Origin of the sequence: Streptomyces capillispiralis (assembly GCF_007829875.1) — a bacterium.
GTDB lineage: Bacteria > Actinomycetota > Actinomycetes > Streptomycetales > Streptomycetaceae > Streptomyces > Streptomyces capillispiralis.
In genome coordinates, this window is sequence record NZ_VIWV01000001.1 from 2472755 (window position 1) to 2499290 (window position 26536).

Below are 26536 nucleotides of genomic sequence, written 5' to 3' on the forward strand. Positions count from 1 at the left end.
GCGCCCCCTCTTCGTGCTCTGCGCCGCTCAGCCCGCGGCGACGCCCAGCTTCTGGAGGATCAGCTCCTTCACGCGGGCCGCGTCCGCCTGCCCGCGCGTGGCCTTCATGACGGCGCCGACCAGGGCACCGGCCGCGGCCACCTTGCCGCCGCGGATCTTGTCGGCGACGCCCGGGTTGCCGGCGATGGCCTCGTCGACGGCGGTGCCGAGGGCACCCTCGTCGGAGACGACCTTCAGACCGCGCTGGTCAACGACCTCGTCGGGGCCGCCCTCACCCGCGAGGACGCCCTCGATGACCTGACGGGCCAGCTTGTCGTTCAGGTCGCCGGAGGCCACCAGCGCGGTCACCCGCGCCACCTGCTCCGGGGTGATCGCCAGCTCGTCCAGGGCCTTGCCCGACTCGTTGGCGCTGCGCGCCAGCTCGCCCATCCACCACTTGCGGGCGGAGGCCGCGTCGGCACCGGCGTCGATCGTGGCGACGATCGGGTCCAGCGCACCGGCGTTGAGGATCGCCTGCATGTCGGTGCCGGAAATCCCCCACTCCTCGCGGAGCCGGTTGCGCCGCACCAGCGGCAGCTCGGGCAGCGAGGCGCGGATCTCCTCGACCCACTCGCGGGACGGGGCGACCGGCACCAGGTCGGGCTCGGGGAAGTACCGGTAGTCCTCGGCCTCCTCCTTCACCCGGCCCGAGGTCGTGGACCCGGTGTCCTCGTGGAAGTGCCGGGTCTCCTGCACGATCGTGCCGCCGGACGACAGCACGGCCGCGTGCCGCTGGATCTCGAAGCGCGCGGCGCGCTCGACGGACCGCAGCGAGTTCACGTTCTTCGTCTCGGAACGCGTACCGAACTTTTCGGTGCCGTTGGGGCGCAGCGACAGGTTCACGTCGCAGCGCATCTGGCCCATCTCCATGCGGGCCTCGGAGACGCCGAGCGCGCGGATGACCTCGCGCAGCTCGCGCACGTACGCCCGCGCGACCTCGGGAGCGCGCTCACCGGCGCCCACGATGGGCTTGGTGACGATCTCGATGAGCGGGATGCCGGCGCGGTTGTAGTCCAGCAGCGAGTGGGACGCGCCGTGGATACGGCCGGTGGCGCCGCCCACGTGCGTGGACTTGCCGGTGTCCTCCTCCATGTGGGCGCGCTCGATCTCCACGCGGAAGGTCTCGCCGTCCTCCAGCTGCACGTCGAGGTAGCCGTTGAAGGCGATCGGCTCGTCGTACTGGGAGGTCTGGAAGTTCTTCGGCATGTCCGGATAGAAGTAGTTCTTCCGGGCGAAGCGGCACCACTCGGCGATCTCGCAGTTCAGCGCGAGACCGATCCTGATCGCCGACTCGACGCCGGTCGCGTTGACGACCGGGAGCGCGCCGGGCAGGCCGAGGCAGACGGGGCAGGCCTGCGAGTTGGGCTCGGCGCCCAGCTCGGTGGAGCACCCGCAGAACATCTTGGTCTTGGTGCCGAGTTCCACATGGACTTCGAGGCCCATGACGGGGTCGTACGACGCGAGCGCGTCCTCGTACGACACCAGGTCGGTCGTGGTGGTCACGGTGAAACTTCCCTCTCAGCCCAGCAGGACGTCGTCGTCGCCCAGCCGCTTCAGCTCGCGGTAGAGGATGGCGAGGCCGGTGACGATGGCGGCGGCGGACACGGTGGCGTCGATCAGGACCAGGGTGTCCTTCTCCAGCCGCGCCTTCTTGACACGCTTGGCGACACCGACCGCGCCGAAGGCGGTGGCGGCCATGGACAGGTACGTACCGGACTTGGACTTCTTGAAGCCCTTGGCCTTGGTCAGTGCACTCACAGCGACGGAGCCTCCTCGAGCAGCGGGTGGCCCCACTTTTCCACGAAGGCGGCCTCGACGGCGGCACCCACCTTGTAGAGGCGGTCGTCCTTCATGACCGGGGCGATGATCTGCAGTCCGACCGGCAGGTTGTCCTCGGGCGCCAGGCCGCAGGGCAGCGACATGGCGGCGTTGCCGGCCAGGTTGGTGGGGATGGTGCACAGGTCGGCGAGGTACATCGCCATCGGGTCGTCGGCGCGCTCGCCGATCGGGAAGGCGGTGGTCGGGGTCGTCGGGGAGACGATCACGTCGACCTGCTCGAACGCCGCGTCGAAGTCCTGCTTGATCAGCGTACGGACCTTCTGGGCGCTGCCGTAGTACGCGTCGTAGTAGCCGGAGCTGAGCGCGTACGTGCCGAGCATGATGCGGCGCTTGACCTCGTCGCCGAAGCCGGCCTCACGGGTCAGCGAGGTGACCTCCTCGGCGGAGTGCGTGCCGTCGTCGCCGGTCCGCAGGCCGTAGCGCAGGCCGTCGAAGCGGGCGAGGTTGGAGGAGCACTCGGAGGGCGCGATCAGGTAGTACGCCGACAGCGCCAGGTCGAACGAGGGGCAGTCCAGCTCGACGATCTCGGCCCCGAGGTCCTTCAGCAGCGCGACGGCCTCGTCGAACCGCTGGACGACACCGGCCTGGTAGCCCTCGCCGCGGAACTGCTTGACGACACCGACCCGCATGCCCGCGACCGAGCCGTTGCGCGCGGCCTCGACGACCGGCGGGACCGGCGCGTCGATGGAGGTGGAGTCCAGCGGGTCGTGCCCGGCGATCACCTCGTGCAGCAGGGCCGCGTCCAGGACCGTACGGGCGCAGGGGCCGCCCTGGTCGAGCGAGGACGAGAAGGCGACCATGCCGTACCGGGACACCGCGCCGTACGTCGGCTTCACGCCGACGGTGCCGGTGACGGCGGCGGGCTGGCGGATGGAGCCGCCGGTGTCGGTGCCGATGGCGAGCGGCGCCTGGAAGGAGGCGAGCGCGGCGGACGAACCGCCCCCGGACCCGCCGGGAATCCGGGTGAGGTCCCAGGGGTTGCCGGTCGGCCCGTAGGCACTGTTCTCCGTCGACGACCCCATGGCGAACTCGTCCATGTTGGTCTTGCCGAGGATGACGACGTCGGCGGCCTTCAGCCGCTGGGTGAGCGTCGCGTCGTACGGCGGGATCCAGCCCTCGAGCATCTTGGAACCGACGGTGGTCGGGATGCCCTCGGTGGTGAAGATGTCCTTCAGCGCGAGGGGGACGCCGGCCAGCGGGCCGAGCTTCTCCCCCCGCTCGCGCTTCTCGTCGACGGCGCGCGCCTGGGCGAGGGCGCCCTCGCGGTCGACGTGCAGGAAGGCGTGCACCTTCTCGTCGACGGCCTCGATCCTGGCGAGGTGCGCCTCGGTGACCGCGACGGCCGTGAGCTCGCCGGAGGCGATCCTCGCGGCGGTCTCGGCGGCCGTGAGCTTGATGATGTCCGTCATGGTTGCTTACTCCTCCCCCAGGATCTGCGGCACCTTGAAACGCTGCTGCTCCTGGGCCGGGGCGCCGGAGAGCGCCTGCTCGGGGGTGAGCGAGGGACGGACCTCGTCCGGCCGCATGACGTTCGTCAGCGGGAGCGGGTGCGAGGTCGGCGGTACGTCTTGGTCGGCGACCTCGCTGACGCGGGCGACCGCGCCGATGATGTCGTCGAGCTGGCCTGCGAAGTGGTCGAGCTCTTCGGGCTTCAGCTCCAGACGCGCCAGCCGGGCGAGGTGGGCGACCTCCTCGCGCGTGATGCCAGGCATGCAGCGATCCTCTGGGGTGAGTGTGTGTGGTTTGGCCCAATCCTATGGGTCGGGAGGCCGTGCCCGTGAAACCCTTTGCCTCACCCGGCTTTCCGGGCACCTCCGGGCGGCGGTGCCCCGCGCGGCCCGGCACTCACGGAACGCCGCCGCCCCCACCCTTGCCCACCGCCCCGCACGACTGCCCGCGGTGGCGCCGATGTGCCGCCCACGGCGAGGAGGGGACGGGGCGGGGGTGCCCGCCCGCAGCGGCCGGCGCGTCCGCGCCCTCACCTCACGGAGTCACCGATTCCGCGCCGGACCGACGACGGACACCCCCGCCCCGGCCCCGACCCACCCACCGGGCCGTGGGCGCGGCAGCACCACCTAGTCGTCGGTCCCCGTCGTCGCCGCGGGCAGAGCCGCCGCCGGCCGCTGCCACCCCCGCGACCCCCGCGCCAGCAGCCACGCCGTCGTCTCGTCCGGCGGCATCGCCGCGGCGACCAGCCACCCCTGCACCGCGTCGCAGCCGAGATCGCGCAGCCGCTCCCAGGTCTCGTCGTCCTCCACGCCCTCGGCCACGACGAGCAGCCCGAGCGAGTGGGCCAGATCGACCGTGCACCGCACGATCTCCGCGTCCTCGTTGTCGATCGCCAGCCTGGCCACGAACGACCGGTCGATCTTCAGCTCGCTGACCGGCAGCCGCCGCAGGTGCACCAGCGACGAGTACCCGGTACCGAAGTCGTCCAGCGACATCTTCACGCCGTGCCCGGTCAACGCGTTCAACGTGTCGGCCGCCCGCTGCGGATCCTCCAGCAGCACGTGCTCGGTGATCTCCAGTTGCAGCGCGCCCGCCGGCACCCCGTGCCGCGCCAGCCGCGCCGCCACCGACCCGGCGAACCCCGGAATGTGAACGTCGCGCGGCGAGACGTTGACGGCGACCGGCACGAACAGCCCCTGCGCCCGCCACCGCGCGACCTGCCCGAGCGCGGTCTCCAGTACGTACTCGGTGAGGTGCGGCATCAGCCCGGACGACTCGGCGATGGCTATGAACTCGTCCGGCGGCACCTTCCCCCGCTCCGGGTGCACCCACCGGACCAGGGCCTCCAGCCCCGCCACCTGCCCGTCGAAGCGGACCTTCGGCTGGTAGTGCAGCTCGACCTCGTGGGCGTCCAGCGCCCGCCGCAGGTCCCCCAGCAGCCCCAGCCGGTCCGGCGTGTTGGAGTCCCGCTTGGACTCGTACGCCTCGACTCCCGTACGGTCCCGCTTCGCCTGGTACATCGCCACGTCCGCCCGCCGCAGCAGCCCCTCCGCGTCGACCGCGTGGTCCGGGAAGACAGCGACTCCCGCACTCGCCTCCAGGACGAGGGTGAGCCCGTCGAGGTCGAGCGGGGAGCTGAGGGCGGAGACCAGGTTGCGGGCGACGCGGGTCGCGGAGGTCGTGGAGTCGGCGACGGGCAGTAAGACGGCGAACTCGTCACCGCCGAGCCGCGCGGCCTCCGCCCCGCGCGGCAGCGCCAGTCTCAGCCGGTCGGCGATCTGCAGCAGCAGCCGGTCACCGGCGAGATGCCCGAGGGTGTCGTTGACCGACCGGAACCGGTCCAGGTCGATCAGCATCAGCGCGGCGCGGGCTCCGATCCGCTCCGCGTCGTCCAGCGCGGTCCAGATCCGCTCCAGCAGCCACTGCCGGTTGGGCAGTCCGGTGAGGGGATCGCGCAGCTGCTCCTCGGCCCGCGCGCGGGCTATCCACAGGGTGGAGTCGAGGGCGATCAGCGGAATGGAGAACAGCGGCAGCAGGACGGGCTTGGCGTCGGCGACCACACACACCAGGGGCGCTATGCCGAGCAGGGCGACCGCCACCAGTCCCTGCCGGACCAGCGCCGTGCGGGCCACGGTGGGCAGTCCGGCGCGCGGGGTGTGCAGGTACCAGAGCAGGGTGCGGGTGACCGCGAGGTAGACGGCGGCGACGAGCACCACCCCGGGTGCGGTGTACGGGGTCCAGCTGTCCGGCGTCGAGGGCGCCTCCACGGACGGTACGGAGCCGAAGGCGGCCAGCACCAGGGCGCCCGCGCCGATGCCGAGCAGGTCCACCGCGCCGTGCAGCACGCCCTGCCGCCAGCGGCCCCGCCGCGCCACGCCGACCAGCACGACGACGGTGAGGCTGACCATGCCGGCCGCGATCCAGCCGTAGAGCAGCAGCACGGCGAGGGTGAGGGCGGCGCCCGAGCCGGTGCCGCCCCACCAGCGGGAGCGGCCCAGCATCACCAGATGGCCGACGATGATCCCGGTCAGTACGGCGAGGGACCAGCCGACGGTGCCGGACGGGAAGAGCGCGTGCCCCCCGGTGAACGCCCGCAGGAAGCCGGCGCCCAGCACGAACGCGGCCGCCGCGACGACCGCCGTGGGCAACGCGGGCCAGGCCGGGTGCCGTTCCGTCTCCGCGTCGGACAGCCCATGCCCATGCCCATGCCCCCGCCCGGCCCCCGACTGCCCGGCCCCGGACCGCCCGACGCCCGACCGCCCGATCCCCGACCGCCCCGAACCCGAGCCCCGCACACCCGCCGCACCACCCGCACGTCCCGCGCGCCCCCCAGGACCTGAAGCACCCCCGGACCCGAAGGAACCCGAAGCACCCGCCGCGTCCGCACTCGCCGAGGCCCCCGCGGTCCCCGCGTTCCCCCCGGCACCCACGACACCCGTCCCGGCGCGCCCCCGCGCACCCGGCTGTCCCACGGCCCGCCCGTCCACCCGGCCGCGCCGCCATGCGGCCGCCATCCGGCGCAGGCGCAGCCGGGAGCCCGGCGCGGCGCTCTCGGTCGGTTCCATTCCCGTCCCTCTCACAGCCGGCGGTGCCCACGCCACGCGGCCCGATGCCCGACAACCCTCAGCGGCTCCGCGGTGGAAAGCCCTTCCCCGGCCCCTTCACGAGTACGGGGTTGCCCCGACCGCAACTGGGCACGGCAGGCGCACCTCTCAACAGTAGGCCGCGGAAGGCCCGTACGGGCACCGGTCGCCGACGGTTGCCCGAATGCGCCCCAGCCACCCGTATGCATCTGGTATGCGCCGATCGGGTGGCCTTCAACCGCTACTCCTCGGCCGAAAGAGCGACATCGGCCGCAGCCTCGGGCCCTTGCTCCAGAAGGACGTTGAAGCCTTCTTCGTTCAGAACGGGCACCTTGAGCTGCATCGCCTTGTCATATTTTGACCCGGGATTATCACCGACCACAACGAACGACGTCTTCTTGGACACCGATCCGGTCACCTTCGCGCCCTGACTCTGCAGCGCCTCTTTCGCGCCATCCCGGGTGAAATGCTCCAGCGTTCCGGTCACGACGACGGTGAGCCCTTCGAGCGGACGCGGGCCCTGGTCCTCGCCGGCGCCCTCCTCCTCCATGCGGACGCCGGCCGCCTTCCACTTGCGGATGATCTCGCGGTGCCAGTCCTCGGCGAACCATTCCTTGAGCGAGGCGGCGATGATCGGACCGACGCCCTCGGTGCCCGCCAGCTCGGCCTCGGTGGCCTCCTGGATGCGGTCGACGGAGCGGAACTCCCGGGCCAGCGCCTCCGCCGCGACCGGTCCGACATGGCGGATCGACAGACTCGTCAGGACGCGGGCCAGCGGACGCTCTCTGGCCGCCGCGATGTTCGCCAGCATCGCCACCGCGTTCTTCTTCGGCTCGCCCTCCTGGTTGGCGAAGACGGTGGCGACCTTCTCCTCACCGGTCTTCGGGTCCCGCTTGGGCAGCCCGCTGTCCTGGTCGAGGACGTACGCCTTGATGGGCAGCAACTGCTCGACGGTGAGGTCGAACAGGTCGCCCTCGTCCTTCAGCGGCGGCTCGGCGGGCTCCAGCGGCCTGGTCAGCGCCGCCGCGGCGACGTACCCGAAGTGCTCGATGTCCAGCGCCCTGCGCCCGGCGAGGTAGAACAGGCGCTCCCGCAACTGGGCGGGGCAGGTACGCGCGTTGGGGCAGCGCAGGTCGACGTCGCCCTCCTTCATCGGCCGCAGCGGCGTCCCGCACTCGGGGCACTCCGCCGGCATCACGAACTCCCGCTCGCTGCCGTCCCGCAGGTCGGCGACCGGCCCGAGGATCTCGGGGATGACGTCACCGGCCTTGCGCAGCACCACCGTGTCCCCGATGAGGACGCCCTTGGCCTTGACCACGTCCTGGTTGTGCAGCGTGGCGAACTCGACCTCGGACCCGGCCACCGTGACCGGCTTGACCTGGGCGTACGGCGTCACCCTGCCCGTACGTCCGACACCCACCCGGATGTTGACCAGTCTGGTGTTGACCTCTTCGGGCGCGTACTTGTACGCGATGGCCCAGCGGGGGGCGCGCGAGGTGGTGCCGAGGCGGCCCTGGAGCGGGATCTCGTCGAGCTTGACCACGACCCCGTCGATCTCGTGGGCGACGGAGTGGCGGTTCTCGCCGTAGTACGCGATGAACTCCCGTACGCCCTCCAGGCCGTCGACCACCCTGTTGTGCCCGGAGGTCGGCAGGCCCCAGGTCCTGAGGAGGTCGTACGCCTCGGAGAGCCGGGTCATGCCGTCGAAGCCCTCCAGGGCCCCGATGCCGTGCACCACCATGTGCAGCGGGCGGGTGGCCGTCACCCGGGGGTCCTTCTGGCGCAGTGAACCGGCCGCCGCGTTGCGCGGGTTGGCGAAGGGCTTGTCACCGGCCGCGTTCAGCCGGGCGTTGAGCTCCTGGAACTTCTCCATCGGGAAGTAGACCTCGCCGCGGATCTCCACCAGGTCGGGGACCTTCTCCCCCGTCAGCCGGTCCGGGATCTCGGCGATGGTGCGGACGTTGGGCGTGATGTCCTCGCCGGTGCGGCCGTCCCCACGGGTCGCCGCGCGGGTGAGCCGGCCCCGCTCGTAGGTGAGGTTGACGGCGAGGCCGTCGACCTTCAGCTCGCACAGGAAGTGGTGCTTCTGGGTGCCCAGCTCCCGGCGGATGCGCTCCACCCAGGCGGCGAGGTCGTCGTCGTTGAACGTGTTGTCGAGGGAGAGCATGCGGGAGCGGTGCTCGACGGAGGTGAACTCCGTCTCGTAGGCCCCGGCGACCTTCTGGGTCGGGGAGTCCGGGGTGCGCAGCTCGGGATGCTCCTCCTCCAGCGCCTCCAGTGCGCGCAGCAGGCGGTCGAAGTCCGCGTCGCTGATGACGGGGGCGTCGTTCACGTAGTACCGGAAGCGGTGCTCCTCGATCTGCTCAGCGAGCCTGGCGTGCTTCTCCCGTGCCTCGGCGGGCACGCTCGTCGTCTCCGCTTGCTTGTCGCCGGCCACCGTGTGTCCTCCCGTTACTCTGGGTTGTCCGCGAGGGATCTCGCCGCCCGGACGCAGTGGGCGTAGGCCCTGCGCGCGTACTCCGGGGAGGCCCCCGCGAGTCCGCACGCCGGGGTGATCGTGACCGCCTCCGGGAGAAGCCCCGGCCGCAGCCCCAGCCTGCGCCACAGCGTCCTGACACCCATGACGCTACCCGCAGGGTCGGACAACGGGCCGTCCGTGCCCGGGACGACACCGGCGAACAGCCGGGTACCGCTCTCCACCGCCTCCCCGATCGCCTCGTCGTCACGCTCGGTGAGGAGGGAGAAGTCGAAGGAGACCCCCGCCGCGCCCGTCCGGCGCAGCAGGGCGAACGGGACGTCCGGTGCGCACGAGTGGACGACGACGGGCCCGCCGTCGTGCACCCCGACGACGTCGCGCAGCGTGGCTTCGACGATCTGCCGGTCGACCGCGCGGTGGGTGCGGTAGCCGCTGGCGGACCTGACCTGTCCGCGCAGGACGGCGGTGAGGGAGGGTTCGTCGAGCTGGAGGACGAGCCGCGCGCCGGGCACGCGCCGCCGCACCTCGGCGAGGTGCAGGCGCAGCCCCTCGGCGAGGGAGGCGGCGAGGTCGCGGCAGGCGCCGGGGTCGGAGAGGGCGGCCTCGCCGTTCCTCAGTTCCAGGGCCGCGGCGAGCGTCCAGGGGCCCACCGCCTGCACCTTCAGCGGCCCCTGGTACTCCTGCGTGAACTCCTCCAGCGCGTCGAGGTCCTCGCGCAGCCAGGAGCGGGCCCGCTTGGTGTCCCGGCCCGGGCGGTCCCCGATCCGCCAGCCGCTGGGCTCCACGCGCGCGTACAGCTCGACGAGCAGGCCGGCGGTCCGGCCGATCATGTCCGCGCCGGGCCCGCGGGCGGGCAGTTCGGCCAGGTGCGGGAAGTCCTCGAAACTGCCGGTGACGGTCTTGGCGGCCTCGCGGGCGTCGTGCCCCGGCAGGGAGCCGACGCCGGTGGCGGGACCGAGGGGAAGGTTGTCGTTCACGGGGGAAGCGTACGCAGGCGGCGGCCGGGGGTGTGCCGCCCCCGCCGCCCTTCGCCGTCCCGTCCCAGGGAGGTGGACGGGCCGTCCGTCACCGGCCCGGCCGCACGGTGAGGTCGTTGACCTCCGCGTCGGCCGGCAGGTCCAGGGCCATGAGGATCGTCGTGGCGACCGACTCGGGGTCGATCCACCGGCCCGGGTCGTAGTCCTTGCCCTCCTGCCGGTGGACCTTGGCCTGCATGGGGCTGGCGGTGCGGCCGGGGTAGACGGAGGTGACGCGGACGCCGTTGCCGTGCTCCTCGTGGCGCAGGGAGTTGGCGAGGGCCTTCAGGCCGTGCTTGGAGGCCGCGTACGCCGACCAGTCGGCGTGGGCGTTCAGACCGGCGCCGGAGTTGACGAAGACCACGTGGCCGCGGTGCGCGCGCAGCTGGGGCAGGAAGTGGCGGGTCAGCTCGGCGGGGGCGACCAGGTTGACGTTGAGCTGGTGCCGCCAGGTCTTCGGGGTCAGCTCGCCGACCGGGCCGAGGTCGACGACGCCGGCGATGTGCAGTAGGGAGTCCACCCGGTCCGGGAGCGACTGGTGGGAGAAGGCCCAGCTCAGCCGGTCGGGGTCGGCGAGGTCGCCGACGAGGGTGCGGGCGCCGGGGAACGCGGCCGCCAGTTCCTTCGCCCGGCCCGCGTCGCGCGCGTGCAGCACGAGCTCGTCCCCGCGCGCGTGCAGACGGCGGGCGACGGCCGCGCCGATGCCGGAGCCGGCCCCGGTGATCACATGTGTAGCCATGCCCGCCATGCTCGCATCACCCGGCGGTCACTCCACGCCCAGGCTCTCCTCCAGATGGGCCAGCGCGCCCACCGGCTCCTCCGCGAAGAAGACCAGCTCGGTGAGCGGACGGGGCAGGAACCCCTCGGTCTCCATGCGGCGGAACTGCTCCTTGAGCCCGTCGTAGAAGCCCGCGGTGTTGAGCAGGACCACCGGCTTGTCGGTGTGTCCGTGCTTCTTCAGCTCCAGGATCTCCGTGGCCTCGTCGAGGGTGCCGGTGCCGCCGACCATGATCACCACGGCGTCGGCCTTCTCCAGCAGCAGCCTCTTGCGCTCGGCGAGGTCCTTGGCGACGACCATCTCGTCGACCCCGGTGCGCGCCTTGGCCGCGAGGAACTCCACGGAGACGCCGAGGAGCCGGCCGCCCGCCTCCTCCACACCGTCGGCGACCACCTTCATCAGGCCGACGTCCGAACCGCCCCACACCAGCGTGTGCCCGCCCTTGCCGAGCAGGCGCGCGAAGTCCCGCGCGGGGCGGGTGTAGCGGTCGTCGAGGTCGGCGGCGGAGAGGAAGACACAGATGTTCACGGACCCACCGTACGGGCCCGGTCGGACACCGCGGTCAGCCGCATCCTGGACTGCTTGTGCGGCAGCTCCTCCCAGTCGTCCATGAACCGCGCCGACAGTCCGTGCCGGGCGGCCAGTTCCGTCAGGGTCCGGGTGCGGTAGTAGAAGTCCTCGTGCAGCACGTGGTGTTCCTCGCCCTCGGTGCGGTCGAAGGTGAAGTCGAAGAAGCCGCCGGGTGCGAGCACCCTTCCGACGTGCGCGAAGCACTCCTCGATGACGTGCCGGGGCGAGTGCGAGAAGACGCTGTGCGCGTGCACCACGTCGAAGTGGCCGTCGGGCAGGAAGGCGAACGTCAGGTCGTCGGACAGGGTGAGGTAGGGCATCTTGGCCTGGAGTCCTTCGCGGACCACGGTCTCCTGGGCGGCGAGCAGGATGTCCGGCGAGATGTCGATGCCGTAGTAGTGGCCGGGCTCCAGGTGGTCGATGAACAGACGCCCCGCGCGGAGGTTGCCGCAGCCGATCTCCAGCATCCGGTGGTGCGGCCGCAGCCCGTGCCGCAGCAGGTAGTCGAACTGCATCCGGCCGATCCGCGCCCACTGCTCGCGCGAGGGGTTGTGACCGACCGCCGCCTCGGCGCTGCGGGCCGCGTCGGAGGCCATCACCGCGCGGTAGTAGGCGATGTGGTCGCGGTGCCGCAGCCGCAGCCAGGCGTCGCGCAGCGCGCGCCGGGCGTGCGCGGGCACGCGTCGCGGGTGGCGCAGGGCGTACCGGGCCCGGTGGGCGAGGGTGCCGCGGTTCCTGACGGTGTCCTTCGCTCCCATGGGCGCCTCCTCGGGAAGAACTCCGCTTCAGAGTGCGCTGTAACCGGTGAGTCGGCTACCCGAGGAGGGCGATCGTGACCACAGGCCACCGCATCACCGTCGAACCCAGTGACCGATCCGTGCGCGTGGTGCACGGCGGGCAGGTGCTGGCGGAGAGCACGCGGGCGCTGGTGCTGCGCGAGACGGGCTGTCCGGACCGGTACTACATCCCGCCGGAGGACGTACGGCTCGACCTGCTGACCCCGTCCGGCACCACCACGCACTGCCCGTTCAAGGGCACGGCGTCCTACTGGTCGCTGCCGGACGCGCCGGATCTGGTCTGGGCGTACCGGGAACCGAAGCAGGACGTCGCCCCGATCAAGGGTCACCTGTGTTTCTACGAGGTGGAAGTGGGGTGATCGTGTAGAAGGGTTGCGTCCGCCGGACGCGCCGCCCGCCTCACCGACGAAACCGGCGCCGTGCGGCAGTCTTCTCAGGCATGGACAAGAACACCCTTTCGCACGATGGCACTTACCTCGCGTACGAGAGCGCCGGGCGGGGCCCGGTGGTCGTCCTCGTCAGCGGCGCGATGTCGACGGGCGCCACGGTGGCGCCGCTGGCGGCGCCCCTCTCGGAGCGGTTCCGGGTGGTCGTGTACGACCGCCGGGGCCGGGGTGCCAGCACGGACGCGGGGCCGTACGCGGTGGAGCGGGAGGTCGAGGACCTGGCCGCGGTGATCGAGGCGGTGGGCGGCGGGGCCTCGCTGTACGGCATCTCCTCGGGCGGCGCGCTGGCGCTCAGGGCGGCGGCGAGCGGGCTGCCGGTGCGCCATGTCGCCGTGTACGAGACGCCCTACGCGATGTCCGAGGAGGAGCTGGCGGCACGCGCCCGGTACACCGAGAACCTGACCCGGGCGCTGGCCGAGGGCCGGCGCGGCGACGCGGTCGAGCTCTTCCTGCGGCTGACCGGGCTGGGCGAGGCGACGATCCAGGGGGCCCGGCAGTCCCCGATGTGGGCCGGGATGGAGTCGATCGCGCCGAGCCTGGCGTACGACGACGCCGTCATGGGCGACGGAGGCGTCCCGCGCGAGCTGCTGGCGGAGATCCGCGTGCCGGTGCTGTCCATCGCGGGCGACGCGAGCCCGGGGTGGATGCGTGAGGCCGCGCGGGCGATCGCGGAGTCGGTCCCCCGGGGCACGTACCGCACCCTGGAGGGCCAGACCCACATGGTCGAACCGGATGTCCTGGCGCCGGTGCTGGCGGACTTCTTCGCGCGGTGAGCGACGGCGCCGGGACCCGGGCGCCTCAGGCCACGTCGGCCGTCGCCCGCACCGTCGACGCGATCGTCGCCGAGCCGACCACGCGGGTGCCGTCGTACAGCACGATCGCCTGGCCGGGCGCGACGCCGCGGACGGGCTCGGCGAAGCGCACGCGCAGTTCGCCGTCCACGACCTCCGCCGTCACCTCGGTCTCGCCGCCGTGGGCGCGCAGCTGGGCGGTGTAGGTGCCGGCGCCGGTGGGGGCGGCGCCGCACCAGCGGGGCTTGACCGCGGTGAGGGCGCCGACGTCGAGGGAGGCGGCCGGTCCGACGGTGACCGTGTTGGTGACCGGGGAGATGTCCAGGACGTAGCGGGGCTTGCCGTCGGGGGCGGGGGTGCCGATCCGCAGGCCCTTGCGCTGGCCGATGGTGAAGCCGTACGCGCCCTCGTGGGTGCCGAGCTTCGTGCCGGACTCGTCGACGATGTCGCCCTCGGCCCGGCCGATCCGGTTCGCGAGGAAGCCCTGGGTGTCGCCGTCGGCGATGAAGCAGATGTCGTGCGAGTCGGGCTTCTTGGCCACCGCGAGCCCGCGGCGCTCGGCCTCCGCGCGGATCTCCTCCTTGGTGGTGACCGTGTCACCGAGCGGGAACATCGCGTGGGCGAGCTGGCGGTCGTCGAGCACGCCGAGGACGTAGCTCTGGTCCTTGGCCATGTCGGAGGCGCGGTGCAGTTCGCGGGTGCCGTCCTCGCGCAGGATCACCTGGGCGTAGTGGCCGGTGCAGACGGCGTCGAAGCCGAGCGCGAGCGCCTTGTCGAGCAGCGCGGCGAACTTGATCTTCTCGTTGCAGCGCAGGCACGGGTTGGGGGTGCGGCCGGCCTCGTACTCGGCGACGAAGTCCTCGACGACGTCCTCGCGGAAGCGGTCGGCGAGGTCCCACACGTAGAAGGGGATGCCGATGACGTCGGCGGCGCGGCGGGCGTCGCGCGAGTCCTCGATGGTGCAGCAGCCCCGCGCGCCGGTGCGGAAGGACTGCGGGTTCGCGGAGAGCGCGAGGTGGACGCCGGTCACGTCGTGGCCCGCTTCGGCCGCGCGGGCGGCGGCGACGGCGGAGTCGACTCCGCCGGACATGGCGGCCAGGACGCGGAGGGGGCGGGTGCGCTGCGGGGTGTCAGTCATAGCCCCTCCAGGGTACGGGGCGCGGGAACCACGGTGGCCGGGTAAGCGTTCACGATCACATGGGGGCGAGAAGAGCATCCGAGGACACCGGCCGGCGCATCGGGCGACGGGCCCTGCTCGTGGGCGGGGCGGTGGCCGCGACGGGCACGGCGGTGCTGGCGCGGGACGAGCTGGCGCGCCTGTGGTGGCGCATACCGGGTGTCGAGAAGCCCCGTGAGCAGGGCGTGGTGGACTTCGCGGGCGCCCGCTGGGTGTCGGCCTCGGAGGCCAACTGGCGGCGCGCCGACCGGCCGGACGACTTCGGCATCGACATGGTGATCGTCCATGTCACGCAGGGCAGCTTCGACAGCGCGGTGCGGGCCTTCCAGGACCCGGACCACCAGGCGGCCTCGCACTACATCGTCGGGCAGGACGGGCGCGTGACCCAGATGATCCGCGAGCTGGACGTGGCGTACCACGCGGGGAACCGGGACTACAACGAGCGCAGTGTCGGCATCGAGCACGCGGGCTTCGTGGACCGGCCGCAGGACCTCACGGACGAGATGTACGAGGCGTCCGCGCGGCTCACGGCCCGGATATGCGCCCGCTACGACATACCCGTCGACCGGGAGCACATCATCGGCCACGTGGAGGTCCCGGGCACGGACCACACCGACCCGGGCCCGCACTGGGACTGGGACCGCTATCTGAAGCTGGTCGGCCGGGCCCGCACGACGCAGCGGGCCTGAAGCCGGTCCGCCGGGCCCATGCGGTCCCAGGCCGTACAGCCCAGGTACACGTTCGGCCGGGACCTCGGACGCGCCCCTGCCCGGCTCAGCCCCGCTGTGGCGCCGCCGCGAACTCCTCCGCGCTCGGGAGCAGCTCGGTGATCATCTGCCAGACCTCCTTGGCCTCGACTCGGACCAGTTTGAGCGCGGAGGTGTCGTCCACCTGGCCGGCCAGGAGCGGCTCGGCAGGCAGCTCACGGTGCCAGTAGCCGAGCGGTCCGCAGTCCCACACAGCGAATCCGCGCACCCGCGGGGCTGGGACCCCGTCCTCGTGCCCCTGCCAGGCGGCGGTCATCCGCCAGCTGGCACGCATCCCGGTGATCAGCTTGGCGAGCGTAGTGGCCTGCGGCTTCCTGGTGAGCCCGGAGCCTCTCAGCGCCTCGGCCACCCGGTCGACGCCCTCCTCGGCCGTCAGGCCGTGGAGGCTGTCCAGGGTGTCGAGTCCCGCGTCGAGGACGGCAGTGGTGGCCTCGACCACGGGCGTGGCCACCTCCACGGTGTCCTCGCCCTGGAGATTGACCATGCGCGCCAGCGCCCAGACGAGCATGGTCGGCTCCAGGCGTACGTACTCCGACTCCGGTGAGCCGGGCCAGGACTCGTGGGAGTAGGCATAGCCGTCGCCGATGGTGACGCCGTGGTGGAGGGTGCCATGCGCCCCAAGCGCCTCCACGTGGAGAACGACGACAGGGTCCCGCAGGGTGCTGACCAGCGGGGCCAGCTGAAGGTTGAGGTTCCCCTCCTGGTCCGTCAGGCCGGCCTCGCGCAGTTCACGGTCGGCCTCGGCCAGTTCCGGGGGCACCTCCGACCCTTCGACGCGGTGGCGAAGGGCGGCCAGGTGACTCTCAGCGAGGCGGAACCGGCCCCGGGTGCTGTCGTACGAGGGCATTGCGTGTCGCTTTCGATGGCGGAAGGGATCGGACGGCGATGGCTCAGGCAGTTCACGGGGTCACTGGAAAACCTCCAGCCAGTCCAGCGACCTGTTGAAGAAGGCACGCACGGCGCCGCCCCGGGTGAGGTTGCGGGTGTTGACCCCGACCATCACAGCGGCCAGCGCGAGGTCGGTCCCGTCAGCCGGACCGAGGACGGTGAAGATGGCCTTTTTCCGCGCACCGCTGCCGTGCCGCGTGGTCCGGACCTCCACACCGTCGCGGATCAGGGCGCGGTCACGGTGCCGTCGGCTGGTAGCGAGATAGCGGTACTCCCGTCCGGCGACCCGCATCCGCAGGGCCCGTCCGGATCTGGTCTGCGCCCAGCGGTTGCGCTTCAGGCGTATTCCGGCCCCCCCGACGCTGAGCTGCCCCAGGTGAAGGGAGGGCTTGCGTCCGTGGGCCCAGCCACCGAAGGAGGTGGCGGGCACGGTGTCCCCACTGACCTCGGTGACATGACGGTCACCGTGCCGCTTCGACGGGTAGACCACCTCGATCCGCCCGAACTCCCCTGCCGTTCCCCGGTACCCGAACTTCCAGGTCAGCCGATGGCCTGAACGGTCTTCCCAGTGGTCCAGGGTGTACCTCTGCTGCATGATCCCTTCCCCTCGCGCCGTTCGGCGCGGATGTACCGTGGTCCGGCGTCAGTCGAACGGGTTGAGGGCGCTGCCGAGTTTCTTCGCGCCGTCGGAAATGGCCTCGCCAGCCTTGTCGGCCTTGTCGCCGACCCAGTCCGCGACGTCCTCCCCGGCTGACACGATCTTGTCCGAGTGGTCCCAGATCAGGGTTCCGGCATAGGCGACACCGGTACCGACGGCCAGGCCCAGGGTGACCGGGTTGGGGGCGATCATCGCGGCGGTGAGCGAGGCGTTGAAGGCCGTACCGGTCCAATTGGAGAGGTACTTGGCCTTGTCCTCCTCCCACGCCTTGCCGTGATCCATGGTCGCCAGGTTGGCGACGCCCCACACGGTGGCGCCGGCGGACCCGACGATTCCGACGCCGCGCATCCACCCCGCGGCCCTGGCCGCGTTGGCGAGACCACCCCGTCGGGCGACGGTGAGCAGGTTGGCCTCGGTGGCGGTGGGGAGATAGAAAGCGCCCTTGCGCATGTATCCGGCCAGCATCGCCGCCTCGTCGGAGCCGGCGAGCGCGGCGGTCGGCACCCGGGTCAGCCAGCTGCCGGCCTTGGGAATCCTGGACAGTTCGTGCCAGCGGTCGTTGATCAGCCGGGCGGTGAAGGTACCGGGCGCGTTGAGCACCTTGGAGCTCTTGAAGTACGAGATGAGCGACTTGGTGCCCAGGGCCGCCGTGGTCGACGCCACGAAGAACGCCGACAGATTGGCGGCCCCCTCGATGTACGTCGCGACGGCCTTGCCCAGCTCCTCATTGCCGGTCAGCTGGGTGACGGCGTCGCCCTGGATCCTGACGAGCCAGTCGTCGAGGCTCTCGCCGTCCTTCTTCTTGAGCCAGCCGTCGTCGACCTTGCCGTCGGACGCGGCCGCGTTGGCAACCAACAGGATGTCCGGCGGCAGATCCTTGTTCTTGAGCTGCTCGGGGGTGAACCCGGCCAGCAGCAGTCCGGCCAGCGGATCGCCGTCCTCCAGGCGGGCGTACGCCGCCTTCCTGCGCAGTTCCGGCGCGGTGTCCGAAACCCAGGACCGCATGGGCCGTATCGCGCCCAGTTTGTCCGAAACCCCGAGTCTCGACGCCCGCGTCAGCGCCTCGTCGAGTCTGTCCCCCACTCCTCCCCGCCCGTCGAGCAGTTCGGCCAACTGCTCGACGTCTTGCGGATTTACGACTCTGTTGGGCTTGCCTGTCACGAAGCTCCTTCGGCTGATCAGCGTCGGCTCCTTCCCGAGGGGAAGAGCACAGGCACGACGGACACCGTATCGAGACCGTGATCGAGCTCGGGAGCCGACGGGCTCTAAACCTGGCGGGCTCGTGTCAACGCGTCCAGCAGAGCCTCGCGGTCGTGGGTGGCGATCAGCAGCGCCTCGCCCCGCACCGTCTCGACCACGATCTGCTCCATGCCCAGCGGCACGGACCATCCGCCGCCCACGAGCCGGGGCGGCGGCGTCGCCCGGCTCGCCTGTCGCAGCCGCGTGAGCTCCTCGGGCGACCGCGAGGCCAGGGCCGCGGCGAACTCCGCGTCCGTGGGCTGCTCACTGGCCTCCCGGATCGACTCGGCCGTCAACGAGTCCACCGCGATCGTCTCCCGCCCGACGGTCAACTGCCCGTCACGGAGGCGGATTCGGTGGTAGACGCGCTTGGAGATCGGCACGGCGTTGAGCACCAGCGCGAAGAACGCCGAGAGCCCGAGCATGACGTACCAGAGCGTGCTGTCGTCGGGAAGCAGGACGCTGCCCTGATAGGCGACCCAGCCGGTGAGGACCGCCACGGTGGCGACGGTCCAGCGCCGGGGAAGCTTCTCCCGGTACGCCACCGCCCGCCCGTACGGCGCCGTCGCCGCGTCCGCTCCGGAACCTCGCGCACCCTCCATGACCGCTCCTCTCGGCTCGCACCGGAAATCCGCTCCGGCCAGGCTACCCAGGGCCTACGTCAGCCCCGCCGCCCTGGCCCGTTCCACCGCCGGGCCGATGGCCTTGGCGAGGGCTTCGACGTCGGCCTCCGTGGAGGTGTGGCCGAGGGAGAAGCGGAGGGTACCGCGGGCGAGGTCGGGGTCGGTGCCGGTGGCCAGGAGGACGTGGCTGGGCTGGGCGACGCCGGCGGTGCAGGCGGAGCCGGTGGAGCACTCGATGCCCTGGGCGTCGAGGAGGAGCAGCAGGGAGTCGCCCTCGCAGCCGGGGAAGGTGAAGTGCGCGTTGGCCGGGAGCCGGCCCCCGGGGGCGGGGTCGCCGCCGAGGATCGCGTCCGGGACGGCCTCCCGGACGGCGGTGACCAGGTCGTCGCGCAGTCCGCCGATCTCGCGGGCGAACCACTCCTGCTGCCCGGCGGCGAGCCGTCCGGCGGCCGCGAAGGAGGCGATGGCGGGCACGTCGAGGGTGCCGGAGCGGACGTGGCGCTCCTGGCCGCCGCCGTGCAGCACGGGTACGGGGGTGTGCTCACGGCCCAGGACCAGGGCGCCGATGCCGTACGGGCCGCCGATCTTGTGGCCGGACACGGTCATCGCGGCGAGCCCGGAGGAGGCGAAGTCCACCGGGATCTGGCCGAAGGCCTGGACCGCGTCGGAGTGCAGGGGGACACCGAACTCGGCGGCGACAGCGGCGAGTTCGCGGACCGGCAGGATGGTGCCGATCTCGTTGTTGGCCCACATGACCGTGGCGAGGGCGACGTCGTCGGGGTCGCGGGCGATGGCCTCGCGCAGGGCGTCGGGGTGGACCCGGCCGTGGGAGTCGACCGGCAGGTACTCGACGGTGGCGCCCTCGTGCTCGCCGAGCCAGTGGACGGCGTCGAGGACGGCGTGGTGTTCGACGGGGCTGGCGAGGACCCGGGTGCGGGCCGGGTCCGCGTCCCGGCGGGCCCAGTACAGGCCCTTCACCGCGAGGTTGTCGGCCTCGGTGCCGCCGGAGGTGAGGACCACCTCGCTGGGGCGCGCGCCCAGGGCTTCGGCGAGGGTTTCGCGGGCCTCCTCGACGGTGCGCCGGGCGCGGCGGCCGGCCGCGTGGAGGGAGGAGGCGTTGCCGGTGACGCCCAGGTGCGCGGTGAGTGCCTCGACTGCCTCGGGAAGCATCGGGGTGGTCGCGGCGTGGTCGAGGTAAGCCATGGTGGGGCCGATTCTACGGGGCCCTGTTCACCGGCCACGGATCACGGTCACCCAGGAGGGGGGACCGGCTCACAGGCTCCACGAGATCGTGCGGTCCGCCCCGATGAACGCCGCGAGGACGAGGAGGTCGGCGATGCCGAGCGCGAGCCCGAGGAGGGCCCGGCCGCGCCGGGCGGTGCCCCGTACGAGGGCCACGACCGCCAGCACGACGGCCGCCGGTCCGAGGAAGACGTTGAGGACGAGCAGGCCCAGCAGGCCCAGGACGAAGGAGGCGACGGCCATGCCGTCGGCGTCGTGGATCGCGGTGCGGCGGCCGGCCGGTGCGGTGAGGTGCATGGTGATCGGCTCCCACGGTCGGGACGGTCGGACGGACGGGGGACGGTCTCGCGCAGGTCAGCGCGCCGGGGTGCCGCGCCGGCGGCCGCGGCGCTCGCGCAGGGCGAAGACGCCCAGCCAGACGACGATGACGGCGCCCGCGGCGACGGAGAAGGAGAGCGGCGCGTGGGCAACGGTGCCCAGGGCGACACCCAGCAGCATCAGTGCGGCGACGAGGAACAGCACGGTCGATCCCCCAGGTCTCGGTGAACGGTTGCGATACATCTGTTCACTGACTACCCAGTCCAACGACGTCTACGACTTCCCCCTTTCGGAGAACAGTTGTTGACTGGATGGCATGAGTCACACGGCGGGCGTCCGGCAGGCCCGGAAACAGAGGACCCGGCAGGCGCTGCTCGACGCGGCGCTGGAGCTGCTGGAGGGGCAGAGCCTGAGCAGCCTGGGCCTGCGTGAGGTCACCCGCGCGGTGGGGCTGGCCCCCACCGCCTTCTACCGGCACTTCCGGTCCGTCGAGGAGCTGGGTGTGGCGCTGGTGGAGGAGGCGCTGGGCAGCCTGCACCCGATGATCCGGACGACGGTGTCACCGGCCGTCGGCAGCGAGGAACGCATCGCCCGCGCCGTCGAGCTGATCGCGGGCCATGTGGACGCCCATCCCGCGCACGTCCGGTTCGTCGCCCGGGAGCGGCACGGCGGGGTCCGGCCGGTGCGGGAGGCGATCCGCGGCCAGTTGGCCCGGTTCACGGCGGAGGTCGGGCAGGCGCTGGCGGAGGATCCGGAGTCCGCCGGCTGGAGCGAGGACGACCTGCTGATGCTGGCCCAGCTCCATGTGGACCAGATGCTCGTCACGGCCTCCCTGTTCCTGGAGGCGCCGGCGGACGAGCCGGCGGCGCGGGAGCGGGTGTCCCGGCTGGCGGCCCGGCAGCTGCGGCTGATCGCCATCGGCCGCCGGCACTGGCCGGACCGGGACGGGACGGCCGGGGTCCCGCCCGCGACATGACGACGGCCGCCCCGGGGCGGGGCGGCCGCGGCGGTCACGGAGCAGCCCCGGGCGCGGCGGTCACGGAGCCGGGCCGGGCGCGGCGGTCACGGAGCCGGGCCGGGCGCGGCGCGCCGGGTCAGGTCAGACGGGCGCGCGCCAGCTGGCGGGACTGGGCCACGAGGCGGTCGGCGCTGTCCCAGACCTCGGCGTCCTCCTCCAGGAAGCCGCCGGCGAGGTTGCGGGTGGTGATCGAGACGCGCAGGGGGCCGGGGGCCGGGCGGCAGCGGACGTGGACGGTCAGCTCCACCGTGGGCACCCAGCCGGACAGCCCCAGTTCGAACGCGGTGGGCGGCAGGGCGTCCACCGCGAGGAGCAGCGACAACGGGTCGGGCTCCCGGCCGTCGGCGAGGCCGAACCAGGCCCGCATCTCCCCCTTGCCGGAGGGCTGCCCGAGCGCCCACCCCAGGGTCGACGGGTCGAGCTTGAGCATCAGGCGGTCGGCGATGGCGGAGCTGCCCTCGACGGGGGCCGGTCCGTCCTCGGTTCCGAAGCACTGCTCCATGGGCGGTATCGCGGGCGGTTTCGCCGTCGTACGGACGTCGTCGGGGAGGGCGTCCAGATCGCCGTAGGAGGCGAGGACGCGGATGCGCTCGACCTCCCGGCCCTGCTCGTCGCGCTGGAACAGGGACGCCTGGCCGGTCGACAGGGTCCGCCCGGTGCGCACGGTCTCGGTGCGCACGACCGCCGGGCCCGGCTGCGAGGCGGTCAGGTAGTGCGCGGAGACGGTGAACGGGTCGGGGTGCGGCAGGGCGTCGGCGAGCGCACGGCCCAGGACGGCCAGCAGGTATCCGCCGTTGACGGCGTTGATGATCGTCCAGCCGGCGGAGAGGTCGATGTCGTAGACGCCGGGCTCGCGCCGGGTGACCGCGGTGTCGCGGTCGAACTCACTGGTGCCGAGGGTGGCCCGGGCGGGCAGGGCGGAGGCTGCTTCTGGCATGGCTGAACAGTACAAGAAGATAATACTAAGCGGTAGCTTTGCGCTCTCGCCGTCCGAGGGGCCCGTACGCGCCCGGCCGCACCGTGCGCTACTCCTCCACGACCGTCGAGCGGCGGTGCCACGCGCGGGGCGCCCGCCAGTGGTAGCGCATCGCCAGCAGCCGCAGGACGAAGGCCGTGATCACGGCGGCGCCGCTGGTCAGGGAGTTCAGTGCGTCGTGGCGGATGCACAGCGCGACCATGGCGGCGCCGACGACGGCCGGGACCGCGTACAGGTCGCGGTCCCAGCGCAGCAGCGAGGGCACCTCGTTGGCCAGCACGTCGCGCAGCACCCCGCCGCCGACCGCGGTGGCCAGGCCGAGACAGGCGGAGGCGGTCAGACCGAGGCCGTAGTCGTGCGCCTTGATGGTGCCGACCACGCAGAAGAGGCCGAGGCCCGCCGCGTCGAAGACGTTGACGCCGGTCTGGATGCGCTCCACGTGCGGGTGGAGGAAGAACACCAGGGCCGTGGCGAACAGCGGGGTGACGAAGTAGCCCAGGTCCGTGAAGGCGGCGGGCGGGACCGCGCCGATCACCAGGTCGCGGAAGAGACCACCGCCGAGGGCGGTGACCTCGGCGAGCACGGCGATGCCAAAGACGTCGAAGTTCTTGCGGACGGCCAGCAGGGCGCCGGAGATCGCGAAGACGAAGATGCCGATCAGGTCGAGCGTGTGCAGGACGGACGGACTGAACAGTTGCTGGAGCACCCTTACATTCTCACCCACGCATCAGCCCCCGCCTTGCAAAGCAAGGCGGGGGCTGGAGTGGGCTTACTTGTCCGAGGACTTCCCGGGCGTCTTACCGGTCCCACCGGAGCCCTCCGGCTCCGCGGCGTCGGCGTCGGCGGACCCACCCGCTTCGGCATCGGCGTCGGCGTCAGCGGACTCACCCGAGCCGGCGTCGGAGTCGGAGTCGGCGTCCGCGGAACCCGCCTCGGCCTCCGCAGCCGCCTCGGCCTCCTCCGCATCCGCGGTCGCCGGGGTCTTCGCCGTCCCGGTGGCCTCGGGCGCCCCGCCCGAGACCTCCGCCGCCACCGCCGCCGACGTCTCCGCCGACTCCTCCAGGGCCGTCTCGCCCAGCAGCTCCGAGGCTTCCTTGGCGGCCGTCAGCAGGACGGTGTCCTGCGGGGCCTGGTCCTCGAAGTTCTCCGGGTGGTGGCAGGCCACGCGCTGGCCGGGCCGCAGCTCCAGCAGCGGCGGCTCGGTGGTCCTGCAGATCTCCGTCGCCTTCCAGCACCGCGTGTGGAAGCGGCAGCCGCTCGGCGGGGAGATCGGCGAGGGCACGTCGCCCTGGAGCAGGATGCGCTCGCTCTTGGCGCCCCGGCGCTTGGGGTCCGGGATCGGCACGGCCGACATCAGCGCCTTGGTGTACGGGTGCATCGGCGCCTTGTAGAGCGCGTCGCGGTCCGCCAGCTCGACGATCTTGCCGAGGTACATCACCGCGATCCGGTCCGAGACGTGCCGGACCACCGACAGGTCGTGGGCGATGATGACGTACGTCAGGCCCAGTTCCTGCTGGAGGTCGTCGAGCAGGTTGACGACCTGCGCCTGGATGGAGACGTCCAGCGCGGAGACCGGCTCGTCCGCCACGACCAGCTTGGGGCTGAGCGCGAGCGCGCGGGCGATGCCGATGCGCTGGCGCTGGCCGCCGGAGAACTCGTGCGGATAGCGGTTGTAGTGCTCGGGGTTGAGGCCCACGACCGACAGCAGCCGCTGCACTTCCTTCTTGATGCCGCCCTCGGGCTCGACGCCCTGGAGCTTGAAGGGAGCGCCGACGATGGTGCCGATGGTGTGGCGCGGGTTCAGCGACGAGTACGGGTCCTGGAAGATCATCTGCACGTCGCGGCGCATCGGGCGCATGCCCGCCACCCCGAGGTGCGTGATGTCCTTGCCCTCGAACTCGATGGTGCCGCCGGTCGGCTCCAGCAGCCGGGTGATCAGCCGGCCCATGGTCGACTTGCCGCAGCCCGACTCGCCCACGACGCCCAGGGTCTCGCCGGCCCGGACCTCGAAGTCGAGCCCGTCGACCGCGTGCACCGCGCCGACCTGCCGCTGCAGCAGGCCCTTCTTGATGGGGAAGTGCTTCTGCAGCCCCGTCACCTTGAGCAGGACCTCACCGCCGGAACCCTTGGCGGGGGCGGTGGCGTCACTCGGCGTGGAAACCGTCACGGCTGTGTCCTTGGATTTCTCGCTCACAGCTTCGGCGCAATCTCTTCGGTCCAGATTCGCTCCCGCTGCTCCTCGGACATGTGGCAGGCGGCCCAGTGCCGGCTGCCGACCTCGGTCAGCTCGGGGCGGACGGTGCGGGTGACGTTGTCCTTGGGGACGTCGGCGTACGGGCAGCGCGGGTTGAAGGCGCAGCCGGACGGGATGTTGATCAGCGAGGGCGGGGAGCCCTTGACCGGGATCAGCCGGTCCTGCTGCTCGCGGTCCAGTCGCGGCATCGAGCCGAGCAGGCCCCAGGTGTAGGGGTGGCGGGGCTCGTAGAACACCTTCTCGGCCGGGCCGCGCTCCACGCAGCGGCCGCCGTACATCACCAGGATGTCGTCGGCGAGTTCGGCGACGACGCCCAGGTCGTGGGTGATGACGATGACCGCGGAGCCGAACTCCTTCTGCAGGTCGCGGATCAGGTCCAGGATCTGGGCCTGCACCGTCACGTCGAGCGCGGTGGTCGGCTCGTCGGCGATCAGCAGCTCGGGGTTGTTGACCAGCGACATCGCGATCATCGCGCGCTGGCGCATACCGCCGGAGAACTCGTGCGGGTAGTTGTCGACCCGCTTGTCCGGCTGCGGGATGCCGACCCGGTCGAGCATCTCGACGGCCCGCCGGCGCGCGGTCTTCTTGTCGACGTCGTGGTGGATCCGGTAGGCCTCCACGATCTGCTGGCCGATCGTGTAGTACGGGTGCAGCGCGGACAGCGGATCCTGGAAGATCATCGCCATCTCGCGCCCGCGCAGCCGGCGCACGTGGTCGGGGTCGGCGGAGAGCAGCTCGGTGCCGTCCAGCCAGATCTCGCCGGAGATCCGCGCCTTGCGCTTGCCGTACTGGCCGGCGGTGTGCAGGCCCATGATGCCCAGCGAGGTGACGGACTTGCCGGAGCCGGACTCGCCGACGATGCCGAGGGTCTTGCCCTTCTCCAGCTTGAAGCTCAGCCCGTCGACGGACTTCACCAGGCCGTCGTCGGTCGGGAAGTGCACCTTGAGGTCACGGACCTCCAGGAAGGAGGTGGGGGCCGGCGAGCCGTCGGTGGGCTCGCCGACGGCCGTGCCGGTCTTGGTCGGTTCGGTCATGCGAGCCTCACTCGGGGGTCGATCACGGCGTACAGGATGTCCACCACGAGGTTGGCGATGAGCACCGCGAGAGAAGTGATCAGGACGACGCCCAGGATGAAGGGCAGGTCCTGGTTCCTGATCGCGTCCAGCACCTTCTGGCCGAGGCCGGGAAGGCTGAACGTGGTCTCGGTCAGGATCGCGCCGCCCATCAGGGCGCCGATGTCCATGCCGAGCATGGTCAGGATCGGCGTCATCGTCGACCGCATGGCGTGCTTGCGGATGACGACCTGTTCCTTGAGGCCCTTGGCGCGCGCGGTGCGGATGTAGTCCTCGCCGAGGATCTCCAGCATGGTCGCGCGGGTGATCCGGGCGTACATCGCGGCGTACAGGAAGGCCAGGGTGATCCAGGGCAGGATCATGCCGCCGATCCAGCCGCTGAAGCTGTCCTCCAGGGGTACGAACTCGGCGTCGAGCCAGCCCAGTCCGTGGGAGAACAGCGCCAGGCTGATCAGGCCGGTGAAGTAGATGGGGAGGGAGACACCCGCGAGGGCGACGACCATCGCACCGCGGTCCCACAGGCTGCCCCGCTTGAGCGCGGAGAGGACGCCCGCGGCCAGACCGAAGATCAGCCACAGGATGGCCGCACCGAGCGCGAGAGCCAGGGTCACCGGGAAACGCTCGGTCAGCACCGGCCACACGGCCTGTTCGCTGCGGAAGGAGTAGCCGAAGCACGGCGCGGCACACTGGGTGACGTCACCGCCGCCCGCGTAGGTGCGGCCCACGAAGATTCCCTTGAAGAACTCCCAGGCCTGGACGAAGATCGGGTCGTCGAGCCCGAGCTTCTGCCGCACCCCCTCGACGGCCGCGGGGTCGGCCTGCTTGCCCACGAAGCTCGTGGCGATGTCGACGCCCGCCCACTTGGGGACGAGGAAGAAGATGCCGAAGACCACCAGGATGATGACCACGAGCATCACTGCGGCGGCGAACAGCCGCCTGATGAGGTAAGCGAGCACAGCTAACGGCCCGCCGCGGAGCGCGGGCCACCGGAGGTCGTCCGGTGGCCCGCGCTCACGCCG

General features: G+C 71.9%; 27 protein-coding genes. 4 read left to right on the top strand and 23 right to left on the bottom strand.

All coding sequences use genetic code 11. From position 1 onward, the window contains the following. Positions 1 to 27: 27 nt before the first annotated feature. The 10 genes from gatB to FHX78_RS10095 form a co-directional block, all read right to left on the bottom strand. Positions 28 to 1542 carry an Asp-tRNA(Asn)/Glu-tRNA(Gln) amidotransferase subunit GatB gene (gene gatB / locus FHX78_RS10050; RefSeq protein WP_145867098.1) on the bottom strand — a complete coding sequence of 505 codons (1515 nt, stop codon included), beginning with the start codon at positions 1540 to 1542 and terminating at the stop codon, positions 28 to 30. Positions 1543 to 1557: 15 nt separating this feature from the next. Next, entirely contained in the window at positions 1558 to 1797 is a 240-nt protein-coding gene (locus tag FHX78_RS10055) for a hypothetical protein (protein ID WP_145867099.1), read from the bottom strand. Then, positions 1794 to 3287: an Asp-tRNA(Asn)/Glu-tRNA(Gln) amidotransferase subunit GatA gene (gatA, locus tag FHX78_RS10060; RefSeq protein WP_145867100.1), complete on the bottom strand. Its 1494-nt coding sequence runs from the start codon at positions 3285 to 3287 to the stop codon at positions 1794 to 1796. Before gatA ends, FHX78_RS10055 begins: the two co-directional genes overlap by 4 nt. Before the next feature lie 6 nt (positions 3288 to 3293). Next, the gene (gene gatC / locus FHX78_RS10065; RefSeq protein ID WP_004925108.1) at positions 3294 to 3590 is read right to left on the bottom strand and encodes an Asp-tRNA(Asn)/Glu-tRNA(Gln) amidotransferase subunit GatC; all 297 of its coding nucleotides are present in this window, start codon (positions 3588 to 3590) and stop codon (positions 3294 to 3296) included. A gap of 363 nt (positions 3591 to 3953) precedes the next feature. Next, the gene (locus FHX78_RS10070) at positions 3954 to 6392 is read right to left on the bottom strand and encodes a putative bifunctional diguanylate cyclase/phosphodiesterase (RefSeq protein WP_145867101.1); all 2439 of its coding nucleotides are present in this window, start codon (positions 6390 to 6392) and stop codon (positions 3954 to 3956) included. A gap of 259 nt (positions 6393 to 6651) precedes the next feature. Beyond that, a complete protein-coding gene (ligA, locus tag FHX78_RS10075; RefSeq protein ID WP_145867102.1) occupies positions 6652 to 8847 on the bottom strand; it encodes an NAD-dependent DNA ligase LigA in 2196 nt (731 codons plus the stop codon). A gap of 14 nt (positions 8848 to 8861) precedes the next feature. After that, positions 8862 to 9863, bottom strand: a complete 1002-nt coding sequence (locus tag FHX78_RS10080; RefSeq protein WP_145867103.1) for a methionine synthase — start codon at positions 9861 to 9863, stop codon at positions 8862 to 8864. An 88-nt stretch (positions 9864 to 9951) separates the two neighbouring features. Next, positions 9952 to 10650, bottom strand: coding sequence for an SDR family oxidoreductase (locus FHX78_RS10085; RefSeq protein ID WP_145867104.1), 699 nt, complete (start codon positions 10648 to 10650; stop codon positions 9952 to 9954). Between the two features lie 18 nt (positions 10651 to 10668). Beyond that, positions 10669 to 11208 (bottom strand): LOG family protein, encoded by a 540-nt coding sequence (locus FHX78_RS10090; RefSeq protein WP_145867105.1) that lies wholly within the window; start codon positions 11206 to 11208, stop codon positions 10669 to 10671. Then, positions 11205 to 12008, bottom strand: a complete 804-nt coding sequence (locus tag FHX78_RS10095; RefSeq protein WP_145867106.1) for a class I SAM-dependent methyltransferase — start codon at positions 12006 to 12008, stop codon at positions 11205 to 11207. Before FHX78_RS10095 ends, FHX78_RS10090 begins: the two co-directional genes overlap by 4 nt. 74 nt (positions 12009 to 12082) lie before the next feature. On the opposite strand from FHX78_RS10095, the gene FHX78_RS10100 reads away from it, so the two are divergent. Together FHX78_RS10100 and FHX78_RS10105 are read left to right on the top strand one after the other, a co-directional pair. After that, positions 12083 to 12406: a DUF427 domain-containing protein gene (locus FHX78_RS10100; RefSeq protein ID WP_145867107.1), complete on the top strand. Its 324-nt coding sequence runs from the start codon at positions 12083 to 12085 to the stop codon at positions 12404 to 12406. A gap of 80 nt (positions 12407 to 12486) precedes the next feature. Next, entirely contained in the window at positions 12487 to 13266 is a 780-nt protein-coding gene (locus FHX78_RS10105) for an alpha/beta fold hydrolase (protein ID WP_145867108.1), read from the top strand. A gap of 25 nt (positions 13267 to 13291) precedes the next feature. On the opposite strand, the gene mnmA is transcribed toward FHX78_RS10105, so the two are convergent. Further along, the gene (gene mnmA, locus FHX78_RS10110) at positions 13292 to 14422 is read right to left on the bottom strand and encodes a tRNA 2-thiouridine(34) synthase MnmA (protein ID WP_145867109.1); all 1131 of its coding nucleotides are present in this window, start codon (positions 14420 to 14422) and stop codon (positions 13292 to 13294) included. Positions 14423 to 14481: 59 nt separating this feature from the next. Here mnmA and FHX78_RS10115 point away from each other — a divergent pair, with 59 nt between their 5' ends. Beyond that, positions 14482 to 15150 (top strand): peptidoglycan recognition protein family protein, encoded by a 669-nt coding sequence (locus FHX78_RS10115; protein ID WP_145867110.1) that lies wholly within the window; start codon positions 14482 to 14484, stop codon positions 15148 to 15150. Positions 15151 to 15235: 85 nt separating this feature from the next. Here the strand turns inward: FHX78_RS10115 and FHX78_RS10120 are convergent, their stop codons facing one another. The 7 genes from FHX78_RS10120 to FHX78_RS10150 form a co-directional block, all read right to left on the bottom strand. Then, the gene (locus tag FHX78_RS10120) at positions 15236 to 16075 is read right to left on the bottom strand and encodes a hypothetical protein (RefSeq protein WP_145867111.1); all 840 of its coding nucleotides are present in this window, start codon (positions 16073 to 16075) and stop codon (positions 15236 to 15238) included. A 60-nt stretch (positions 16076 to 16135) separates the two neighbouring features. Then, complete coding sequence (locus FHX78_RS10125) at positions 16136 to 16711, bottom strand: hypothetical protein (RefSeq protein WP_229924145.1); 576 nt, start codon at positions 16709 to 16711, stop codon at positions 16136 to 16138. Positions 16712 to 16759: 48 nt separating this feature from the next. Further along, positions 16760 to 17857, bottom strand: a complete 1098-nt coding sequence (locus FHX78_RS10130; protein ID WP_425282232.1) for a hypothetical protein — start codon at positions 17855 to 17857, stop codon at positions 16760 to 16762. 182 nt (positions 17858 to 18039) lie between these two features. After that, positions 18040 to 18615, bottom strand: coding sequence for a hypothetical protein (locus FHX78_RS10135; protein WP_145867114.1), 576 nt, complete (start codon positions 18613 to 18615; stop codon positions 18040 to 18042). A 54-nt stretch (positions 18616 to 18669) separates the two neighbouring features. Then, the gene (locus tag FHX78_RS10140) at positions 18670 to 19839 is read right to left on the bottom strand and encodes a cysteine desulfurase family protein (RefSeq protein ID WP_145867115.1); all 1170 of its coding nucleotides are present in this window, start codon (positions 19837 to 19839) and stop codon (positions 18670 to 18672) included. A gap of 69 nt (positions 19840 to 19908) precedes the next feature. Then, entirely contained in the window at positions 19909 to 20175 is a 267-nt protein-coding gene (locus FHX78_RS10145) for a DUF4190 domain-containing protein (protein WP_145867116.1), read from the bottom strand. 57 nt (positions 20176 to 20232) lie between these two features. Beyond that, positions 20233 to 20400, bottom strand: a complete 168-nt coding sequence (locus FHX78_RS10150) for a hypothetical protein (RefSeq protein ID WP_145867117.1) — start codon at positions 20398 to 20400, stop codon at positions 20233 to 20235. Between the two features lie 112 nt (positions 20401 to 20512). Between FHX78_RS10150 and FHX78_RS10155 the strand changes: the two genes are divergently transcribed. Further along, on the top strand, positions 20513 to 21172 hold the full coding sequence (locus tag FHX78_RS10155; protein ID WP_145867118.1) for a TetR family transcriptional regulator: 660 nt from the start codon (positions 20513 to 20515) through the stop codon (positions 21170 to 21172). Between the two features lie 118 nt (positions 21173 to 21290). Here the strand turns inward: FHX78_RS10155 and FHX78_RS10160 are convergent, their stop codons facing one another. From FHX78_RS10160 to FHX78_RS10180, 5 genes are all read right to left on the bottom strand, one after another. Next, positions 21291 to 22151 carry a thioesterase family protein gene (locus FHX78_RS10160; RefSeq protein ID WP_145867119.1) on the bottom strand — a complete coding sequence of 287 codons (861 nt, stop codon included), beginning with the start codon at positions 22149 to 22151 and terminating at the stop codon, positions 21291 to 21293. A gap of 88 nt (positions 22152 to 22239) precedes the next feature. Then, positions 22240 to 22896, bottom strand: a complete 657-nt coding sequence (locus tag FHX78_RS10165; protein ID WP_145867120.1) for a trimeric intracellular cation channel family protein — start codon at positions 22894 to 22896, stop codon at positions 22240 to 22242. Positions 22897 to 22959: 63 nt separating this feature from the next. Then, complete coding sequence (locus FHX78_RS10170; protein ID WP_145867121.1) at positions 22960 to 24357, bottom strand: ABC transporter ATP-binding protein; 1398 nt, start codon at positions 24355 to 24357, stop codon at positions 22960 to 22962. A 23-nt stretch (positions 24358 to 24380) separates the two neighbouring features. Then, positions 24381 to 25478 (bottom strand): ABC transporter ATP-binding protein, encoded by a 1098-nt coding sequence (locus FHX78_RS10175; protein ID WP_145867122.1) that lies wholly within the window; start codon positions 25476 to 25478, stop codon positions 24381 to 24383. Beyond that, on the bottom strand, positions 25475 to 26473 hold the full coding sequence (locus FHX78_RS10180) for an ABC transporter permease (protein ID WP_145867123.1): 999 nt from the start codon (positions 26471 to 26473) through the stop codon (positions 25475 to 25477). Before FHX78_RS10180 ends, FHX78_RS10175 begins: the two co-directional genes overlap by 4 nt. Between the last annotated feature and the right edge of the window lie 63 nt (positions 26474 to 26536).

What these genes read in the sequence shown, in the direction of transcription:
- gatA (WP_145867100.1), bottom strand. Translation starts at nt 3,287, where the DNA reads ATGACGGACATCATCAAGCTCACGGCCGCCGAGACCGCCGCGAGGATC.
- gatC (WP_004925108.1), bottom strand. Translation starts at nt 3,590, where the DNA reads ATGCCTGGCATCACGCGCGAGGAGGTCGCCCACCTCGCCCGGCTGGCG.
- FHX78_RS10070 (WP_145867101.1), bottom strand. Translation starts at nt 6,392, where the DNA reads ATGGAACCGACCGAGAGCGCCGCGCCGGGCTCCCGGCTGCGCCTGCGC.
- FHX78_RS10085 (WP_145867104.1), bottom strand. Translation starts at nt 10,650, where the DNA reads ATGGCGGGCATGGCTACACATGTGATCACCGGGGCCGGCTCCGGCATC.
- FHX78_RS10095 (WP_145867106.1), bottom strand. Translation starts at nt 12,008, where the DNA reads ATGGGAGCGAAGGACACCGTCAGGAACCGCGGCACCCTCGCCCACCGG.
- FHX78_RS10105 (WP_145867108.1), top strand. Translation starts at nt 12,487, where the DNA reads ATGGACAAGAACACCCTTTCGCACGATGGCACTTACCTCGCGTACGAG.
- mnmA (WP_145867109.1), bottom strand. Translation starts at nt 14,422, where the DNA reads ATGACTGACACCCCGCAGCGCACCCGCCCCCTCCGCGTCCTGGCCGCC.
- FHX78_RS10115 (WP_145867110.1), top strand. Translation starts at nt 14,482, where the DNA reads ATGGGGGCGAGAAGAGCATCCGAGGACACCGGCCGGCGCATCGGGCGA.
- FHX78_RS10120 (WP_145867111.1), bottom strand. Translation starts at nt 16,075, where the DNA reads ATGCCCTCGTACGACAGCACCCGGGGCCGGTTCCGCCTCGCTGAGAGT.
- FHX78_RS10125 (WP_229924145.1), bottom strand. Translation starts at nt 16,711, where the DNA reads ATGCAGCAGAGGTACACCCTGGACCACTGGGAAGACCGTTCAGGCCAT.
- FHX78_RS10135 (WP_145867114.1), bottom strand. Translation starts at nt 18,615, where the DNA reads ATGGAGGGTGCGCGAGGTTCCGGAGCGGACGCGGCGACGGCGCCGTAC.
- FHX78_RS10140 (WP_145867115.1), bottom strand. Translation starts at nt 19,839, where the DNA reads ATGGCTTACCTCGACCACGCCGCGACCACCCCGATGCTTCCCGAGGCA.
- FHX78_RS10145 (WP_145867116.1), bottom strand. Translation starts at nt 20,175, where the DNA reads ATGCACCTCACCGCACCGGCCGGCCGCCGCACCGCGATCCACGACGCC.
- FHX78_RS10155 (WP_145867118.1), top strand. Translation starts at nt 20,513, where the DNA reads ATGAGTCACACGGCGGGCGTCCGGCAGGCCCGGAAACAGAGGACCCGG.
- FHX78_RS10160 (WP_145867119.1), bottom strand. Translation starts at nt 22,151, where the DNA reads ATGCCAGAAGCAGCCTCCGCCCTGCCCGCCCGGGCCACCCTCGGCACC.
- FHX78_RS10175 (WP_145867122.1), bottom strand. Translation starts at nt 25,478, where the DNA reads ATGACCGAACCGACCAAGACCGGCACGGCCGTCGGCGAGCCCACCGAC.